Here is a 19350-nt window from a genome sequence, read left to right on the forward strand (position 1 = left end):
CCGCTCCGAGGTCGGCGAGAGTACTCAACAGCATAATCGGTGCAGATTCGCTATGATCCGCCGCGAGTGTCGGTAGTTTTGACTCAGCGGTATACTCTACAGCTTACTGGACCTACGCGCTAACTTCGTGAACGACAGCGATTCGAATCGTGCCACAGCTTGATACTGCCCTTGTCTATCGTGTGCCTCTGAAACTGACCGACCAGCAATTGTCGACGTTGGCGCAGATATTGACTGCAGACGAACGCAGCAGAGCCGATCGATTCGTCGTCCCACATCCTCGGCGACAATTCATCGGTTGCCGCGCGGCGCTGCGCTTGCTGTTGGGGGAATTGTGCGGTTCCTCGCCGACGGACATCGTTCTAACCTGTGACCATTGGGGCAAGCCGCACTTGGCTCCAGCAGCCAAGCCACCAAACTGCTCAGTCAAGTCAGCGACATTTTCGCCACCTGCTATACACTTCAACGTGTCGCACTCAGGTGACGTGGGGTTAATCGCGGTCGCTCGCACAGCCATTGGTGTAGACATCGAAGTTCTGCGACCGCAGATTCATCCTCGATCTCTGATGTCCATAGTGCTCAGTCCAACCGAGCAAATTACATGGAATGAATTACCGACCCCAGTACACCAGCAACAAATTCTGCGGCTGTGGGTGTGCAAGGAGGCGCTGCTGAAGGCGCTGGGGCTGGGCATCTCGGAGTGTTTGCAGCAAATCAGTTTCCAACTACCCATCCCAGACCACGAGACGTTTCATCCTGTGAACATCGAGCCTGCCATTCAATTGCACTTGAATGAAGGCGCCGATTGTCGGCGACTAAACTGGACAGCGGCCCGATCCTGGCTGATCCATCCGTTGAATGTGGCCGAAGACAGTATTGCAGCAGTGGCCACCGATGTCTCGCTAACCAGCATTCAGATTGTCCAGTTTGATTGGTCTAGATTTACGTAGGTCCGCCAGTCGATTGCTGGGATGATTCGCCATGGGGTCGTTGGCAGCTGTGATGGGTGATTTTGCAGTCCGGCAAACCAGCCAGGAACTGCCGACCATAGGGCTTGCTGCGAATGCGTGGATCAAGAATGACCACAATCCCATGATCCTGTGCGGTTCGAATCAACCGTCCAAAGCCTTGACGCAATTTGATGACGGCCTCAGGAACTTGGTAATCTTGAAAGGGATTGCCACCAGCGGCACTGATCGCTTCCAATCTGGCTTCCAATAGCGGATGGTCCGGCACGCTAAACGGCAACTTGGTAATGATCACGTTCTGCAGCGCATCGCCGGGGACATCCACGCCTTGCCAGAAGCTATCGGTGCCAAACAGGGCGCTGCGTGGATTCTGCTTGAACTTTTCCAGCAATTGTCCGCGCGGCATTCCATCGGCTTGACTGTACAGCGTCATGTGCTGGGCAGTCAACCATGGCTGTAACTTGCTGGCCATAGAGCGCAACAATCCATAACTGGTAAACAGCACGAAGGCGCGGCCCTGACTGTGCAGCAGGTATCGCTTAATCATCTCCGGTAACGCCGCTTCAAATTGCTGCGCTTGTGCCGAGGGATCAGGCATATCGGTCACCAAGATCAATTCGGCTTGACGACGATAGTCAAATGGGCTGCCCAACTGCAGTGACTGACTGCCTGCGGCACCCACTCGCGACTGAAAAAACTGGAATCCGTCTTCGCGTCCTGTTGAGACGGTAGCGCTGGTCATGATAACGCTCGGGACCTGCTGAAACAGCATTTCACGCAGCTGGGTCGAGATATCGACAGGTGCCGCGTGCAGCTCCATCTTTAGCCCCGACCTAAGGGTCGAACGCTCCAACCAATAGACCAACTCTGGTTGACTTTGACTGAGCCACGTTTTCAGATTTGTCGCCAGCGACTGCAGGCGCTCGGCAGCAGATGTCAAATCCTTGTGGCGCGCAGGATCCTCGGCATTGTCTGCCAAGCGAATCAGTTGGGCGGCAATAACCATGAATTGATCACTGAGCGCATTACCGACGATATTCTGCTTACGAACGCGACGCGACGACGAACCATCCGCCCCCATCCATTGATCCAAATCAAACACGAATTGGTCGACGCCCATCTGCGTTTGATTGACAAGTTCACACAGACGATCCAAGTCCAATGCCGCAAACAACCCTTTGCCAGTCATCGGGTTGTAGAGCTTGTTCAGCGTATATCGCAACTGGCCGCTGGTGATTTTAATTCCCAAATGCGAACTGGCCACGGACTCTATAGTGTGGCATTCATCCAGTACCACCGCTGAGTAGTTGGGCAGAATGCCAAAACCGTTCTGGTGCCGTAGAGCCAAGTCGGCGAAGAACAAAGCGTGATTGACTACCAAGACCTGGGCACCAAAGACGCGACGTCGGGCCAAATAATAAAAGCAAGTATCATAGGTCTTACACTTTTTGCCCAAGCAGTTGCTACTATCGCTGGCCACTTCGTCCCATAGTGAACCCATCGGTCGAAAAGGGAGACTGCTGAGCGATCCATCGGATGTTGCCTGAATCCAGCTTTTGAGTTGCATGAGCTGCGACTGCTCGGCATAATCCAGCAACTGCACCGCCCGTGAGTTGGCCACGTCAAAACGTCGGCGGCTGAGATAATTGCCGCGACCCTTGACCAACACGCTACTGAATTCTCGTGGGATGACACTGTTGAGCAGCGGCAAGTCCTTGGAGATCAACTGCTCCTGCAAGCTAATCGTGTGCGTGCTGATCACGACGCGCCGGCTGCTGAGTTGTTCAAAATCATCTTCTAGTGGTATGTTTTTTGATGGACGATCCGAATCATGGTGACTTCCAGCCTGCTCGGGCTGAGTTGCTTCTTCGCGCTGGTCGGCCGTGGCGTGCAAGATGGCAGGCACTAAATAGGCAAAACTCTTGCCAACGCCGGTACCGGCTTCGGCTACCAGATGACGCTGATGGGACAGCGCCTCCCAAACCGCTTGAGCCAATTCAAGTTGCTGCGTGCGATGTTCGTAGTGCGGTAGTCGCCTGGCGATGAGCCCGCCTAGTCCCAGAATCTGCGAGACGCTAAGTGTCACGGCGAGTTGAATCCATGCCTGTCAATGGTGCTGTCGTTTCAAACGCGCTGAACAACGTTGCCGCTGATGCGCCGAATCAGCTTGCGCATTTCCAAAACGCTTAGGGTACTCAATACGCGCGACACGGGAAGCCCGCTGGCAGCGATCACGCTATTGACATCGGTCGGCTCAAGCTGAATCGACTGCAAGACCGCTGTCTCCTGCTCATTAAGCTGCAGCTCGCGGGGACTGCGCACCGTCTGCCCCAGTCCAATGTCAACTTCCTGGGCCAGAGGCCCCAACGCTTCGATAACGTCCTCAGGATCCTGCACCAATATCGCGCCATCGCGAATTAGCTTGTGACAGCCCCGCGCAGCCGGAGAAGTTACCAGGCCAGGCATAGCGAACACGTCACGCCCCTGCTCAGCGGCCAGTCGAGCGGTGATCAGCGCTCCGGAACGTTCAGGAGCTTCGATTACCAAAGTACCGATACACAGCCCGCTAATTAGTCGATTGCGGCGCGGGAACATACCAGATTTGGGTTTTGTCCCCGGAGGCATTTCACTGACTAGCGCTCCGCAGCCAACAATTCGCTCAGCCAGTTCAGCGTGTTGCGGCGGATAAATGTCGTGAACTCCACTGCCCAACACAGCGATCGTTCGGCCACCAGCTTCTATGGCTCCCGTGTGCGCCGCAGCGTCGATGCCTCGGGCTAGTCCGCTTACGATGGTCAAACCGGCTCGCGACAAACTGTTCGCAAATCGGGCGGCTTGCGAGCGGCCATAGTGTGAAGCGGTACGCGTGCCAACAATGGCCAGACTCAGTTCATCCTGAGCCAACAACGTGCCGCGTACAAATAGCAGACTGGGCGTATCAGCAATCTCTTTCAGCAATCGTGGAAAGGCATCGTGGTGAGGCATCAGAATGTCAATACCGCCAGCTTGGCAGCTTTCCAATGTTTGCTCGGCCAACGTGCGCGACTGAGGGCTGCGAATATTACGCGACACGGCCACGCTCACACCGGGAACCTCGCACAACTGGGCGGGACTGGCCGCCAGCACAGCGGTGGGCGAGCCGAAACGTTCCAGCAATCGCTCAATCAGCACCACGCCAACACCAGCGGTCAACGCAAGTTGCAGATAGTCCAGCGATGCCTCATGGTCCATGGTGCGGTCTTCAGACACTCAGTTGGAACATCACCTGTCAGTATCAGCGGGATACTCAAAGCCGACCTTAGTCGCCTGCTGAAGATGAACTTCGAAAGTGCGACCTCCCGCATTCATCTCTAAAGCCATATCTTGCCCTGTGTCGCTGAGCACCATACGGCCATTGACTCCGTCAAAATAGATGCGCACCTTGGAATCTTGGTCAATGATTTTCGCTTGCATTCCTTGGAATCCCTGGGGGAATTCCGTCTTTAGCTGGCCTTCAACGACGTGAACAGGCCCCGACGCTTGATCCTGGACTCCTAGGTATTTGTAATCCGTGGTCACAGCCGCTTTGAGCGACCCGATTTGCATATCGGATTTCTTTTGCCAGGAACCTCCCACTTGTGGCATAACCTGTGGAAATACCAAGACCTGCTGAGTTGAATTCGCTACGACTGGCGATCCGGCCTTATCAGCTCTGTCAGGGTCATTCTCCGAAACCACGATGTTTGAGATTTCTCCCGTAGGGGCAAAATCTTGAGTTATTGTCTGACCGATCAGCGGCTTAAGTACACCGGCAAGGAGCGCCGTCTGGCTGGTAAGCGTCGATTCATCAGCAGAGTCATAGGTTGCGCTCTGCCCACCGGCTTCGTTTTGCATCCTAATTCGGTCAATTGTCACGGTGACCTTAGCGACCTCCTCTGAATCGACCTCCAGCACCTTCGTGGTCACCTGTTGTAAAGACTTGGAGACAACGCCATTTTCTGTCGTTCCAATTTTGTTCATCGTCGTGGATTTAGATTCGATCGTCATCTTGATGACCTGCCCTGGCTTAAATTTCCAGCGAAGCTCTCCATCGGATGCTTTAGGTGGTCGAAATGACTCCTGACCGAGGGTAGTATTGGCAATCAGCATCCCCATCAACGCTGTGGCCACTCCAATCAGGCGACATTGAAGAAAAAACACTAACCAATGACTTAACATGGGAACCCCAAGATGAACGTACCAAGCTGGCTTGTTTGTGACTGGCTTGCGTATACCTGAACTGTGCCGGCCGCAGTGATGTTTGCGACCACCCAGTTTACTCTCAATTGTCTTGATAATCTCCCCCATCTTCTGCAACTCGACGTTGCCCATCGGTATCTAACTGCGAAGTGTCGATTAAATTGCTCAATTCGTCCTGAAGCAGTCGCTCTAGCCGAGCACGAGTAATTCCGCTCACACCAGGCCCCAATTGTCCAATTGACTCATCGTCTCGATACAGCTCGACAACTGCTTGTATCTGCTTGCACCAATCGGCCAGATGTTGGGACTGGGGCGAAAGCTGCAAGTGAGCCTCCAACACTGCCTGTTGTGGGGCGGTCAGCGGCTGGTCCAGTGCCCGGGTAATGAGTTCCGCGGCTGCTTGATCGTTCATTGAATTCTCCTACTATTCGAGTCAGCGTTCAACCAAGTGAGGACTTAATCGCCCCAGTTTTCGGATACGCATTTGGCCACTCCCAAGCGAGCACGATGCAGCCGACGATAAAACATAGACGTGTCGATTTCCAAATCTTTACAGATATCGACAGTATTTTTCTGCTCTAGAACGCGCAGCACGAACACGTCCGCGAGATTTTGCGGTAGCTTATTCAAGCAACGCACCACAACCTGCCATAATTCAGACAGCTCCAGGGGTTGAGTGCATGCGCGGAGAGCCTCGTGCTGCCAATCACCGTGCGTTGTAAACAGTAACTTTTCTGGATTCGCTTCATCGCTCAGCGAAACAGATGCTCTGGTGTGCCATTGTTTGCGAATGCAGTCAATGACTTTTCGCTTAAGGATCGACATGAGCCAAGTTCTCTCAGTTGCTCGTCCTTCAAAGCCAGCTATTCCGCGCACGGCAGCCACCAGTGTTTCTCCGACAACGTCTTCGGCTAAATCGTGCCGTCTGAGCCGCGATAACGCATAGTTGTAGAGCTGGTCGCCATAATTGTGCAGCCACTTGTCGGGAGCCAAGGCTGGCGCCACCTGCGACAAATCGTTCAGATCGGGTTGCATCGCCGGACGTTTTGATTGCATCAACCTAACCTGACTCTATCAAAGACTCTGCCAAAGCTGAGCAGCCAATTCGAATAAACCAGTAGGCCGTTCGCCAAAGGCCTGCTGCAGTCCCTGTCGAGTGCGACCCTACAAGCTGAGATTGAGTATAACCGGTTGGACTGAGGCAATCAGCGAAATCAGCTCCACCCCATAAGGATTTTGGTCAGCTCCAGGGCCGTAATTTCAGCCAAAACCCGCTATTCTGGACAGGCTGGCGGCCATTTCCGCTGGTCGAAGTCAGACGAGCCAATAAGCTATATCTGTTGGTTATAGCGATCGGACTATCAACCGAGTAACTTTGATTCGCATCAGCCCTCCGCAACCTAGATCCTTAACTACGTAGCATTCATGAAGCCACGCATTGGAGCCGTATCGTACCTGAACACCAAGCCACTGATTTACGGCTTGCAACAGCGACTGCCTAGCAGCCAGATTGTGCTGGATCTACCCAGCCGTTTAGCGGATCGCTTGATGGCTGGCGAATTGGAAGTAGCGCTGATTCCGTCAATCGAATACTTTCGCCGTAGCGAAGATTTAGCAATTGCCTCCGATGCCTGCATAGCTTGTTGTGGGGCGGTTCGAAGTGTTCAACTTCTGTTCCGTTGTCATCCCAGCGAAGTTAGAACTTTGGCGCTAGACGAAGGTTCACGAACCAGCGCCGTGCTGGCTCAAGTGCTGCTGCATCGCCACGTCGGAGTGCGTCCGCAGTTACAACCGCTGCCGATCGATGCCGACTTCCAACAATCATCGGCCGACGCGGTGCTGGTGATTGGCGACCGAGCGATGTCCATCGACGCGACACAGTTTGTGCAGTGCTGGGATTTGGGGCAACAGTGGTATCAAACGACAGGCTTGCCTTTTGTATTCGCCATGTGGGTCGTTGGCCAGCAGGCACCTACCGACTGGGATGTGACCGACACGATTCGGGCGCTGTGCGAAGCTCGTGATGCAGGTTTGGCCCATGTTGCTGAAATCGCCGCTCAGCAAGCTCCGATCTATGATTTAACAATCGACGATTGCCTGAACTATTTTACCAACCAACTACACTTTACCTTGCGGCATGCCGAACGGTCTGGGCTAGCGCTGTTTGAAAAGTTGGCTGACAGTTTAGGTTTGATCGGTCGCCCTGCAACCGACGCCTCGACACCAGACCACGCGGTCCCAGCCAGTACCCATCGCAGGCCAACCCAAAGAGTTTAGTTCTTACCCTGCATCATTTTGGCTGCCTCGCTATTCAACTCGATTACATCAGCATGCGATTGGAGTCCACTATGTCCACAACCGCGCAATCCATCGATGCCATATTGGATCGAGCCTATTCGGGCCAACGTTTGACACCAGCCCAAGGCCTAGCACTGCTACACAGCCACCAACTGGCCACCATTGGCCGGGCCGCCGACGCTGCTACCGAGCGTCTGCACCCGGAGAACTACCGCACGTACAACATCGACCGCAACATCAATTACACCAACATCTGTTCAGCGGTGTGCGATTTTTGCGCGTTTTACCGAACGCCGAAAAGTCCCGAAGGTTATGTGCTGGATCGTGAAGTGCTGTTCCAGAAAGTCGAAGAGACCATCGCCTTGGGAGGCAATCAAATCTTGATGCAAGGCGGGATGCATCCAACGTTGAAGTTGGATTGGTATACCAGTTTGCTGTCTGAGCTCCGCTCCCGTTATCCGCAAGTCAATTTGCACGCCTTCAGTCCACCCGAGATTTACCAGTTCACCAAGATCAATCGCCTGTCGTTACGTGAAGTGCTCAGTGAACTTAAAGCAGCCGGGCTGGGGTCGCTGCCCGGTGGAGGCGGCGAAATCTTGGTCGATCGCGTGCGCCGCCAGATCACCCGCGGCAAAGTATTATCCGACGATTGGTTGAACGTGATGCGCGTGTGGCACGAACTGGGCGGAATCGGCTCGGCGACCATGATGTTTGGCCATGTAGAGACGCTGGAAGAACGCATCCAGCACTTGGACCGACTGAGGCAATTGCAGGACGAGACGGGTGGATTCAAAGCCTTTATTTGTTGGACATTCCAACCGGAAAACACTGATTTGGCGCACCTGCCTGCCAAAGGTGCCTACGAATATTTACATACTCAAGCGGTCAGCCGATTGTATTTGGACAATATCCCCAATATTCAGAGCAGTTGGGTAACACAGGGGTTGAAAATTGGGCAACTGGCTTTGATGTATGGTGCCAATGACATGGGCAGTCTGATGATCGAAGAAAATGTGGTGGCTGAAGCTGGAACCGTTCACTTTCTGACGCTCGATCAGATTCGCGGTGCCATCCAGGAGCTGGGTTATGAGCCGCGCCAGCGGGACGTGTTTTACAATCTGGTGAGCCCTGAATTGGAGCAGTTCGCTGTGCAAGCCAATCGACGGCGAGCGAGCCAACCTTGCCAACTGCCTGTTGTTACAGCTTCGTAGTCCGTAGAAAATGAACTAGCCTTCTGGCAGCGGCCCCGCAATACTATTAGGCAGCGAACAGGCAAGGTGGGAGGATTTTAACTCCGGACACGAGCTGTAGGTCAAGCCCCATCAGCGAGTTATTCTCACCAGAGAGTGGTCAAGGTTAGCGTCCAGCCTCTGGCGACGACTACTTTGAGGCGAAAGCTACACAGAACACGACTTGCCACTCGCTAGGCGGTTGTGGGCGAGCTATCAGAAAATTGCGCGGTACATTCATGGACAGCTATAGTCTGGGCTACATCGACGATCTCTACGTACAGTACATTCGGGATCCCTCCAGCGTTTCCCCGGGCTGGCGAAAGTACTTTGAAGAGTTCTCCCTGGTTCAGCCCGCCACCCGAGCGCTTCAACCCATCGCCACTCGGGGTTCCAGCAGCGTCGCCGTCGCGGACGATGACGGCCCCAGTCCGCAGGCCGTCGCACTTCGCGAGGAAGCCCTGTGGCTGGCTCAAATGCAGGATCGAATCGACAATTTAGTCCGCGAGCATCGCGTGCGGGGCCACATGATGGCACAGCTCGATCCGCTGAATCTGTCCAACCGTAACCAACCTGAACTGGACCCGGCCACCTACGGATTGAGCCAAGTCGATTTGGAACGTCCGTTTACATGCGAAAATCTGAACTACTTCGATTCGCGCACCCTGGGTGACATTCTGACCAAACTGCGGAATACTTACTGCCGCAGTATCGGTGCGCAGTTTATGCACATCGAAAACCGTAACATTCGAGACTGGCTGCAGCGACGCATGGAGAGCTGCGAGAACCGGCTGGAGCTGTCTCGCGATGTGCAGGTCCGCATTTATACACGGCTAACTGACGCCGCAATTTTTGAGGAGTTTGTACGCCGCAAGTTTGTGGGTGCCAAGACATTTTCGCTTGAAGGCGCCGAAAGCCTCATTCCGCTGCTGGACCTAGCCCTGGAGAAAGCGGGCCAACATCAAGTCGAAGGCGTCGTGCTGGGCATGGCGCATCGCGGGCGATTGAATGTACTGGCCAACATCATGGGCAAGCGTGCACAGAGCATCTTCTGGTCGTTTGACGACCCGGTACCCGACCTGAATCGTGGTGGCGGCGATGTGCGTTACCATCTGGGCTACAGTAGCGACTGGACAACCTCGACCGGTGCTAAAGTTCACATCTCGCTGTGCTTCAACCCCAGTCACTTGGAGTACGTCAACACCGTGGCGCAAGGCCGCTGCCGCGCCAAGCAAGATCGGCAAGATGACAATCACTACTCTAAGCACATGACCATTCTGATTCACGGCGACGCTGCCTTTGCCGGCGAAGGCATCGTACAAGAAACGCTGAATATGAGCGAGCTGCCGGGCTATGCGACCGGTGGTACGCTGCATGTGATCGTGAACAATCAAGTTGGCTTTACCACACTGCCCAGCGAATCTCGCTCGTGTACCTATGCCACCGATGTGGCCAAGATGTTGCAGATCCCGATTTTTCATGTCAACGGCGAAGACCCCGAAGCAGTGGCTCAGGTCGTGAGTCTGGCCATGGATTTTCGCCGCGAATTCAAACGCGATGTAGTCATCGACATGTACGCCTATCGGCGCTGGGGTCACAACGAAGGCGACGAACCGCGCTACACACAGCCGGTGATGTACCAGGCCATCGACCAGCGGAAGAGCGTTCGCGAAAGCTACTTGGAGCACTTGCTGAAATTTGGCGACTTCACTCGCGAAGAAGCCGATCGCTTTGCTGAAATGCGACAGGCCAAGCTTGAGCGCGATTTTGAGCTGGCTCAAAAGGAAGAATTCGTTTCCGACCTTCAAACGATGGGCGGACATTGGCATGGCTACTTTGGTGGCCCTGAGCCCGATCATGACAATCCGAGTACTGCTCTGTCGCAACCACAGGTGCAAGCAATTCTGCGCCAACTCGTGCAGGTTCCTGCAGATTTTTCTGTGAACAAGAAGCTGCAGCGTTTCATGACTTTACGATCCGAGATGGCAGACGGAGCGCGACCGCTGGACTGGGCCACAGCCGAAACTCTGGCCATGGCCAGCCTGCTGCTGGAAGGCCATCCGGTGCGACTGAGCGGCCAGGACAGCCAACGCGGCACATTCAGTCAGCGCCACTGCGTTTTGCACGACAGTACCAATGGTAGCAGTTATTCGCCACTGAATCATTTGTCGCCCCAGCAGGCGCGATTCGATGTCATCAATAGTCCATTGTGCGAAAGTGGCGTTTTGGGCTTCGAGTACGGCTATTCGCTGGACTGCCCAGAAGGATTGATTTTGTGGGAAGCACAGTTCGGCGATTTCTGGAACGTCGCGCAGGTGATTGTCGATCAATTCATCGCCAGCGCAGAAGACAAGTGGGGGCGGCTCAGCAAATTGACGATGTTGTTGCCTCACGGTTTTGAAGGCGCTGGCCCTGAACATTCCTCGGCTCGGCTCGAACGGTTTCTACTGCTGTCGGCTGAGCACAATATTCAAGTCACCCAACCCTCCACACCGGCTCAATATTTCCACTTGCTACGACGGCAAGTCAAACGTCGATGGAGCAAGCCCTTGATGGTGTTGACTCCCAAAAGCTTGTTGCGACACACGGCCTGCGTCTCGTCAATTGACGAACTGGCTGCTGGTCAGTTCTACAAGATTTTGCCAGACAATTCGATCGAGCCACAGGCCGCCAAACGCATCGTGTTGTGCACCGGCAAGCTGTATTACGAATTGATCGAGCGCCGTCAGCAGACTCAGGCGCACGATGTTGCCATCATCCGCATCGAGCAGCTCTATCCGCTAAGTGAACATGAATTGTTGACGGCATTGCGGCCGTATCAGCCCGGCACCGATTTGGTGTGGGTGCAGGAAGAGCCGACCAATATGGGCGCTTGGCAGTACATGAAAGTGCGGTTTGGCGACTGCTTAATGGAACAAGGCTGGAAGCTGACGCGAATTTCGCGAGTCGAATCGGCCAGCCCTTCCACGGGCTCGGCCCGCTCACACTCACTGGAGCAGCAGGAATTGCTCGACGAAACCTTTAGACCTAGATAGCGATTATTTGACCTATGTTGCAAATCAAAGTTCCCACCGTCGGCGAGTCGATATCGGAAGTCCAAATCGGCCAGTGGCTAGTTGCCGAAGGTGGCTGGGTAGCCAAAGATCAAACCGTGGTCGATCTGGAAACGGAGAAGGCTGCCGTGCAAGTACCGGCTCCACAGTCGGGTTACGTTCGCAATATCCGTAAACAAGCGGAAGAATTTGCCAGTGTGGGCGATGTGCTGTGCGATTTGGAACCAGCCGCAGCGCCGCCAGCTTCTACCACGCCTCCAACTTCTGGAACGCCTGCTAAGTCCGCCAGTCCCGCATCTGCTGTCGCCGCTGGTAATGGTGGCGGCAAGGTCGATGCCCAGCCTACCAGCCAGCAGCGCGTCATGCCGGCGGCTCAACGCATCCTCAGTGAAAGCGGAATCCCTGCCGGTAACGTCCCCGGCACAGGACCAGGCGGGAGGGTCTTAAAGGAGGATGCTCTGGCTGCTGTGACCGCATCTGCCGCTGGCACTGTGCCCCGAGCCGGTGGGACATTGCAGGCGCCGGTGCCAGCAGCCTCGGGGGCTCCTTCCAATTCGACCGGCTTGACTCAGGGTTCAACTCAGAGAGTCGAAGAGATTCGCCCGATGAGTATGATTCGTCGGACCATCGCCAGCCGTCTGGTCGAAGCCCAGCAGACAGCCGCGCTGCTGACCACCTTCAATGAAGTGAATATGCAGCCCATTATGGACCTGCGCAACAGATACCGCGACGCCTTTCAGCAGCGACACGGTGTAAAGTTGGGGTTCATGTCGTTTTTTGCCAAAGCCAGTGTCGAGGCGCTGCGACGTTTTCCGGCGGTCAATTCCGAAATTCGGGGCAACAACGTAGTCTATCGCAATTATATGGACATCGGCATCGCCATCGGTGGCGGCAAGGGACTAGTTGTACCGGTGCTGCGCAATGTTGAATTACTGAGTTTTGCGGAAGTAGAACGTACCATCGGCGACTTTGCCGCCAAAGCCATGGAGAATCGTTTGATGCCCGAAGATTTGACTGGCGGAACGTTCACCATCAGCAACGGGGGCGTCTACGGCTCCATGCTCAGCACTCCCATTGTTAATCCTCCCCAAAGCGCCATCTTAGGACTGCATTCCATTCAGGAGCGCCCCATGGCCGTTGACGGACAGGTTGTCATTCAGCCCATGATGTATTTGGCGCTGACATACGATCATCGCATTATCGATGGGCGTGAAGCTGTAACATTCCTGAAGACCATCAAGGAGATCTGCGAAGACCCAACGCGACTGTTCTTGGAGGTTTAACTACGAATGGGCAGGAAACCAAGGCTGGTTTCCTGGCCACTAGGTACCGCGCACTGAGTATTGGGGACTGACTGGGTACCAGGTCTTAAGCGTTTCCCGCTGCGGATCACCGGCTTCGGCGCTGCGCCCAAAAAACCTGTGTTTCTGATGCCTTTAGCCATTTTTTTACCAATTCGCGACTAACTCGAATTGTCTTGGGCCAATGGCAGCGTACGATAGGGCTTCAGTTATCACAGTCGAAGATCGTCGTTTGGAACCGGAAGGAGTTTAACCATGCGCGGCCCAATTTTGTGCGGAATGGTGTTGGCAATACTAGGTGGTCTTTCGAGCGCTCAGGCGCAAGGCCCACGAGGCATGTTATTTCGGCCAGGATTTTTTCCTCCAGGACCGTCGCCTGCTCCGCCAGTCCGCCCACCTTTTGGCGTGCGTCCACTGCCCCCGGCTGTTGTGGCCGTACCGGTGCCGAACGCGTATCTGGTTCCAGTGCCCGGAGGTGCTGCAGCTCCTGGTTATATTCGCGTGCCCGGTTTGCAGGTTGGCGTAGGCTCAGCCCTCGTCTCGCCATACGCCAGCGGCTATGGAGATTATCGCCGCAATTCAAAGGCCCAAAGCGCATCCAATCGCACCGGCAGCGGCAATAACACCCCATCCAGGCCACCGCTGGCGCGTAATGGTAACACTTCGACCAGCAATCAATTAAAGCCGGGCATGGTACTATCGGACGGTTCGGTTGTCGTTGCTGTAGGCCCCACGGCGCGATCAGCAACCTCCACGGACTCCGGCGAGAATTCCGAGACGCGTTCGGCTGTGGCCGCTCAGCCCAAGTCGGCTCCCGATGTCCGATCAGCATCGACCGTTGCTACATCACCTTCACGAGCCGGAGTCGCTGTGCGAAATGCGCCTAGAGCATCTACGTCTACACCGCCACCCTTACCGGTGACGCCCAATGCTCAGTCCATTTTGGAGCCGCAGGCAACTGTAGAACCCGAGTCACTTCCAGCACCGGCTCCAAGCAGTGATGTCGATGAGGACTCACCAGCCAAGACGCAAGATTTCTAATCTTTGCTGCGGCTGCAGATACGCTCATCCAGTTAAACGCTGGCCGCTACTTTACGGCAGCAGTGGTTTGCGCAGTGCCAACTGAAGAGATCAGCGTAGCCGGCTGGGGCTGGAGATAGGCTTGGCCCTGCTGGTACAGATCGATGCGTTGGCGGTACTCCTGCACCATCCCTTCTTCAGCCGCTGGATCGCGTCTGGCGAGCAGCATAGCTTCCTGCTGCAATTGGATAGCGTCGTCAAAGCGACCCGATGCAGCGTGAGCGGCAGCCAACGTTTCCACCAGCTCAGCGGTACGCGACGTGGATAACTCCAGCGCTTTTTTGGCTGCAGACACCGCCAGTTCGGGATTGCGTTGCTCAGGCTGGGGACAGGTAGCCATTAACCAAGCTGCGTTCTGGTAGGCTCGTAGATACCGATTATTGGCCGCCACTGCAGCCCGATAGGCCTTAGCAGCCTCAGCCCACTGGCCCAAATACTGGCAGGCATCTCCCAGGTCCGTGTGGAATGCAGCATCATCACGACCTAACTCAGCGGCTCGACGGTAATCAGCCAGAGCTGCAGCAAATTCGTGCATCAAAAATCGACAGTGTCCGCGACCATTGAAATAGACTGCTTCTTCGGCTAGCTCTATGGCGGAGGAATAGTCTTTATCAGCAGCCTCGTACTTGCCGGACTCAAAATAGATCTCTGCTCGATTGAAGTACGCATTGGGATATTGCTTGTTCAGCTGAATCGTCTGATCGAGCTGCTGGAGCGCTCGCGTATAATCGCCACGCAATACGAGCGAAACAGCGTAGTTATGCCGATAGCGCCAGTTGCTGGGCGCACGCTCGGCCGCAGTGGCAAAATCATCAATAGCCAGTTGGTCCATTTTGTCGGCTTGCTCTATTTGATCGAGCTCGGTCAGTTCCAAGCTTTGTTGGCTGCGCAACTCGCCACGACGATTCAGCGACCAGGCCAACAGATTCGATGCGTACTGGATGTCCGCCTTGGATCGCTCGGATCCAGCGAGTACCCGAGCACAAGCACGGGCGATCTCGGTAAGCTCCGACTCAGACTTGGCCGAACCGGTACGACTGTAGATCTCAAGTAAGTCTGGCGATACCGCAGCGCCTTGGACAATGGCCGATTCAGATGCGTAGCCCTGTTTTGTTTCGGCAGCAATTGCACGGCCCATGTCGGCCGATCGGCTCGACTGTGGCGGAGGGCTACCCCCTGCCTGTCCACGCGGTCTAAATGATTGCGCCTGAACGTTGGCGGCCGCTATGCAAATTACTACGATTGCCCAATTGTATCGCCACATGCACCGCCATCCTTGCACTGAGTTTGAAGGTAGCCGATCCCGGAGGATTGAAGCCTACGATGGGAACGTATAGCTGGAACTCAGCGACCATGGGAAGTGCGGTTCAATACAGCGCACGGCGCGTAGATTGAACATGGAGCGAGAATTCAATTGCTGCTATTGATCCGCTTGAACCGTGTTGAACAGCATTACTCAGGCACGCACATTACCAAGACGCGCTAATTGCCCACCTTATCAGTTGCTTACGCTCGCATTGGCTCGTAAGCGCCCGAGAGGTACAGCCTACCAATGACAAAGCCCGGCTTGGATGGCCGGGCTTTGCTGGTGTTGTTTGATTCGTTGATGGTCGGACGACGACGCTAATAAAAGCTACTCGCGGGGGCGAATGACACCAGTCAGACCCGCATAGTCAACGCGGTCATCGCGGTGCCACAACGGTTGACCGAGTTCGACTCGCTTGCGCAAAATTTCGATCTTCTCAGCCGAGCCCGCAGGAGCATCGGTAGGCATGAAATAGTCGTCCACGATCGGATCGAAGTCCTCGTCGTGGCCATACTTCAAGATAGCCTCAAACACATTCTTACATACGTCGCTCATTTCCTTGTTCCTATCTTATACAAACCATGGGAGGGTTATATGGCCAGCTGATGCACAACTCATCTACCGCTTGGAAAGCCGCAATGGCTGTTGAAGAATCCGTTAAAGTTTGATGAACCCAGACCCCTATGGCAGGATTATTCACACAGGAGGACGGAAGTCAAGAAATTTTTTCTCAGATTTGTGATTTGCGCAAACTGTTGACTGACGGTCAGTTCCGCCTATGAAACTGCGCGAGAATGAATTCCTTGCGACGAGTTTAACGCCGCCTTCATCGATTTGCCCTTGACAGCTCGCGCTGAAGCCGCGATCCCCCCCTTACCATCGCTTAAAGGAACTTTAATTAGCTTTATGCACAGCCCGTCGGAGCACTGCGGTAGAACGCCGCATCGACCGACAAACCCGCTGAGCAGACACTCTCGGTCCATTCCGCTATCTAGCGAGGGCCGAGAAAATTTTTCCTTTCTTTTGAATCTTTTTGGACATTTTCGACTCGATCTATGTGGCATCAATTCGAATTCAGCCTGTCCCCAAAGCCTCGTGGGTTTCATTTGGTAACTGAAGAGGTTATCCACCAACTGCCGGACATCGGCAAGATACGAGTTGGCCTGCTGCATCTGTTCATCATGCACACGTCGGCCAGCTTGACTATCAATGAAAATGCCGACCCGGACGTGCGGACCGACTTGGAGACTTACTTCAACGCACTGGCCCCTGAACAGGGCCTGCCGCTGACGCATACGTTGGAAGGCCCAGACGATATGCCGGCTCACGTTAAGTCGTCATTGCTGGGCTGCTCCGTTTGGCTGCCCATCCGTCAAGGACGCCTCGTACTGGGAACGTGGCAAGGCATTTACTTGTGTGAGCACCGCAATGTCGGTGGCCGACGACGCTTAGTCGCTACGTTGCAGGGAGAATTAAGCTAAGTCTGATAACCGCTTGGCAACGACAACTCTACTAGACGGTAGCCACTGAGCTAGGATTGCCACCGCCTGGAGATGGTAGCCATTGGCGATATTGGCTGCCATCTGCAGTCTACTGACTAACCTTCCAGCCCGAATTGTCGTAGTGACGGATCGATGCTGGGTTCGTTGCGGGGCGCAGCCCGTTGGACGATGCCGCAGCATGAGCGCTCGGCTGCTGGACATACTGGTCAGCCAACTGGACGGCTTGCCGACTCTTCAGGACAGGCGTCTGCTCTTGCTCAAAGCTTGCCCAATGAATCTTCTTGGACTGTCCTGCATAGTCGGCAGCCCGGGTAACAGGCCGCAACGCGGTCATGTCTTGGTCTCGCTTAAGACCGTTGCTCCAATTGGGCCGCTCCAACCCCTCAGGGGCTGGAATTGGAGTCATGCTTGGGAAATCTACGCTAGCCGGAGCTGACTTGGGTGTGGCATCAAAAATCGGTGCACCAACCGATGCCGACTCGTTGCCCAATGTATCTGCGTTGGGCAGGATGCTCCGCAGTTGTGGCCTAAGGCCGTTATACGGCAGACTGGGACTGGTATCCGCAGGATCCGATGGTGGTAGTACCGGTTGAGGCGACGAATAGGGGGACGATGGTGGATAGGTGGACGATGGTGGACTGGCTGGCACGGAATAACTTGGGGCAGGCGAATGCGGAGCCTGTGGAGCGGTGAGTCCCGGAACGGTGGTCGAATAAATGGTTCCCGCCGATCCGCCACTGGGGCCATTGTAGTACGATGAGCTACTAAGCGGTGCTGTCGCGTAATTCGATCCACCCTGATAGGCGCCATAGCCCAATGTTGTGCTGGGCTGACTGAACGTCGTGCTTGGGAAGCTGTGGGTGATTGTTGGCTGACTGTATGTCGTGCTGGGCATCGGCACAGTCGTGCCAATCGTTGGCGCAGGCGAACTATAGGCCAATGGAATTCCGCCGCTGGGCAGGGTGTATGTAGGCATCGTCGACGGTGCCGGAGCAATCGCTGGCGGTTGATAGCTGCCATAGAGTGCACTCTGTCCAAACGTGGGCACGCGCTGGGTTAGGTATTGATAAGAAGTGCATGGTGCCATAGTGACCACTTGAGCCCCCGTGTTGGGGTCGGTAGTCATGATCGGCCGATAGTATGTCACCGGAGCACGCAACGCTGAGCTGTTAAAATTGGGTACAAATGACATCGGCTGAGGCATCGTCGCAGCAGTGATACCACCGGGGGCTGGCGCCATGTAACCGGCTCCAGACGGCCCAATCGTTGGCAGCGATGAGCCGTAGTACACACCCATATTCGGCGAATAACCAGTTGCCGATGCGGTTGGCCCACTAAACGGCGCATAGCCGCTCGCGTAGCCCGGCGCAGGATAGCCGGGAACAACATAGCCGGGTGGCCTAATTCCAGGCGCGGCGTAGCCGGCTGCATAGGCTGGAGCCTGAGTGGCCGCCGTTCCCAAGGGAACCGGACTACCCACTGGATAGGCCGGAGGCGTTCGACGTCCGCCAAACAGCCAATCAATCAGCGGTCCCGCCTGCAACGACGGTGCACAAGCACTGCTCCAAATCGTTACGACCATGCCAGCAGCCAGTAAGCGGCGTCGCATCAAATTCTCCCGGGTCACAGAGGACTAAAAAATCGCATACTTATTAACTGATGCCAGCGCCACCGCTTTCGTCAACGTCGCTCCCTCCCGCGTTGACTGAAAGCGAAAAGATTTCGATTGACGCCGCCACAGTTGGTCCGGTTATAACGGTCGTACAGGACAGCTCAGTCGATCGTTTTTTTCGCAAGTTTCGGCACCCCATCCCCGACACGCCCCAGCGAATCCTAGACAGTCGTGTTCGACAGGCAAGTGAGATTCTGATTCAAAGTCGATTCCTGGTAGGTACTGTCACGATTGCCATCATTACTGTCTGCTTCTAGTGCAGCGTTTGGCTGATGACTCGGTAGCTCCAGAGCATGACGGCAGCAAAGCCCGTGATCAGCACTGCCGAGTACAATAGCACGATAACTGTCCACACCGCTTTTTCGAGCCGCGAGAATACCGGACTGCCCCACAACAGCGGCAATCCCAGAAACATCATCGCCAGGAAGATGATCGCTAAGACGAGTTTGCGATTATGCAGCAATTCGCTCAGTCCCGTGGAACGGCGAGAGCTGCCAGACTGCGAGGCACCCGGAGCCTGACCGCCTGTTTGTCCAGCAACTTCAACGATCGAACTGTCAATGGGCGGTTCATTCACCTTGTGTGTACCTTTGCGTTGTCGATATCGGCGATCGGACTTTGTCACTGCCAGCGGGCTGGACGGCGCAGAAATCCTGGAAAAATCGGCGACAGCCTTATCTAGCATTGTAAAGAATCCGCTCTTGCGAAAAATTGCCTTCCTTG

16 protein-coding genes are annotated in these 19350 nt (G+C 55.0%); 7 read left to right on the forward strand and 9 right to left on the reverse strand.

Features of this window, described 5'->3' with window-relative positions; translation table 11 throughout:
* The first annotated feature begins 149 nt into the window (after window positions 1-149).
* The gene (locus KF752_16255; GenBank protein ID MBX3423110.1) at window positions 150-950 is read left to right on the forward strand and encodes a 4'-phosphopantetheinyl transferase superfamily protein; all 801 of its coding nucleotides are present in this window, start codon (window positions 150-152) and stop codon (window positions 948-950) included.
* Here KF752_16255 and KF752_16260 read toward each other — a convergent pair.
* From KF752_16260 to KF752_16280, 5 genes are all read right to left on the reverse strand, one after another.
* Window positions 943-3066 (reverse strand): helicase, encoded by a 2124-nt coding sequence (locus KF752_16260; protein ID MBX3423111.1) that lies wholly within the window; start codon window positions 3064-3066, stop codon window positions 943-945. The two genes, KF752_16255 and KF752_16260, sit on opposite strands and share 8 nt — an antisense overlap.
* A 26-nt stretch (window positions 3067-3092) precedes the next feature.
* Entirely contained in the window at window positions 3093-4199 is a 1107-nt protein-coding gene (gene dprA / locus KF752_16265; protein ID MBX3423112.1) for a DNA-processing protein DprA, read from the reverse strand.
* Window positions 4200-4229: 30 nt separating this feature from the next.
* The gene (locus KF752_16270; protein MBX3423113.1) at window positions 4230-5165 is read right to left on the reverse strand and encodes a hypothetical protein; all 936 of its coding nucleotides are present in this window, start codon (window positions 5163-5165) and stop codon (window positions 4230-4232) included.
* 103 nt (window positions 5166-5268) lie between these two features.
* Window positions 5269-5598, reverse strand: coding sequence for a hypothetical protein (locus KF752_16275; GenBank protein ID MBX3423114.1), 330 nt, complete (start codon window positions 5596-5598; stop codon window positions 5269-5271).
* Between the two features lie 44 nt (window positions 5599-5642).
* On the reverse strand, window positions 5643-6242 hold the full coding sequence (locus KF752_16280; protein ID MBX3423115.1) for a sigma-70 family RNA polymerase sigma factor: 600 nt from the start codon (window positions 6240-6242) through the stop codon (window positions 5643-5645).
* A gap of 369 nt (window positions 6243-6611) precedes the next feature.
* Here KF752_16280 and KF752_16285 point away from each other — a divergent pair, with 369 nt between their 5' ends.
* From KF752_16285 to KF752_16305, 5 genes are all read left to right on the forward strand, one after another.
* A complete protein-coding gene (locus KF752_16285; protein MBX3423116.1) occupies window positions 6612-7463 on the forward strand; it encodes a menaquinone biosynthesis protein in 852 nt (283 codons plus the stop codon).
* A gap of 71 nt (window positions 7464-7534) precedes the next feature.
* Window positions 7535-8695 (forward strand): dehypoxanthine futalosine cyclase, encoded by a 1161-nt coding sequence (gene mqnC, locus KF752_16290; protein MBX3423117.1) that lies wholly within the window; start codon window positions 7535-7537, stop codon window positions 8693-8695.
* Between the two features lie 257 nt (window positions 8696-8952).
* Window positions 8953-11748 (forward strand): 2-oxoglutarate dehydrogenase E1 component, encoded by a 2796-nt coding sequence (locus tag KF752_16295; GenBank protein MBX3423118.1) that lies wholly within the window; start codon window positions 8953-8955, stop codon window positions 11746-11748.
* Between the two features lie 14 nt (window positions 11749-11762).
* Complete coding sequence (gene odhB / locus KF752_16300; GenBank protein MBX3423119.1) at window positions 11763-13049, forward strand: 2-oxoglutarate dehydrogenase complex dihydrolipoyllysine-residue succinyltransferase; 1287 nt, start codon at window positions 11763-11765, stop codon at window positions 13047-13049.
* 273 nt (window positions 13050-13322) lie between these two features.
* Window positions 13323-14108 carry a hypothetical protein gene (locus tag KF752_16305; protein MBX3423120.1) on the forward strand — a complete coding sequence of 262 codons (786 nt, stop codon included), beginning with the start codon at window positions 13323-13325 and terminating at the stop codon, window positions 14106-14108.
* Window positions 14109-14154: 46 nt separating this feature from the next.
* Here KF752_16305 and KF752_16310 read toward each other — a convergent pair whose 3' ends face one another.
* Window positions 14155-15285 carry a tetratricopeptide repeat protein gene (locus tag KF752_16310; GenBank protein ID MBX3423121.1) on the reverse strand — a complete coding sequence of 377 codons (1131 nt, stop codon included), beginning with the start codon at window positions 15283-15285 and terminating at the stop codon, window positions 14155-14157.
* 495 nt (window positions 15286-15780) lie between these two features.
* On the reverse strand, window positions 15781-16008 hold the full coding sequence (locus KF752_16315) for a hypothetical protein (protein MBX3423122.1): 228 nt from the start codon (window positions 16006-16008) through the stop codon (window positions 15781-15783).
* 500 nt (window positions 16009-16508) lie between these two features.
* Between KF752_16315 and KF752_16320 the strand changes: the two genes are divergently transcribed.
* Window positions 16509-16934: a secondary thiamine-phosphate synthase enzyme YjbQ gene (locus KF752_16320; protein MBX3423123.1), complete on the forward strand. Its 426-nt coding sequence runs from the start codon at window positions 16509-16511 to the stop codon at window positions 16932-16934.
* Between the two features lie 109 nt (window positions 16935-17043).
* Here KF752_16320 and KF752_16325 read toward each other — a convergent pair whose 3' ends face one another.
* Both KF752_16325 and KF752_16330 read right to left on the reverse strand, forming a co-directional pair.
* The gene (locus KF752_16325; GenBank protein MBX3423124.1) at window positions 17044-18564 is read right to left on the reverse strand and encodes a hypothetical protein; all 1521 of its coding nucleotides are present in this window, start codon (window positions 18562-18564) and stop codon (window positions 17044-17046) included.
* Window positions 18565-18880: 316 nt separating this feature from the next.
* Window positions 18881-19312 (reverse strand): hypothetical protein, encoded by a 432-nt coding sequence (locus KF752_16330; protein ID MBX3423125.1) that lies wholly within the window; start codon window positions 19310-19312, stop codon window positions 18881-18883.
* Window positions 19313-19350 lie beyond the last annotated feature (38 nt).

This window comes from Pirellulaceae bacterium (genome assembly GCA_019636385.1).
GTDB lineage: Bacteria > Planctomycetota > Planctomycetia > Pirellulales > Pirellulaceae > Aureliella.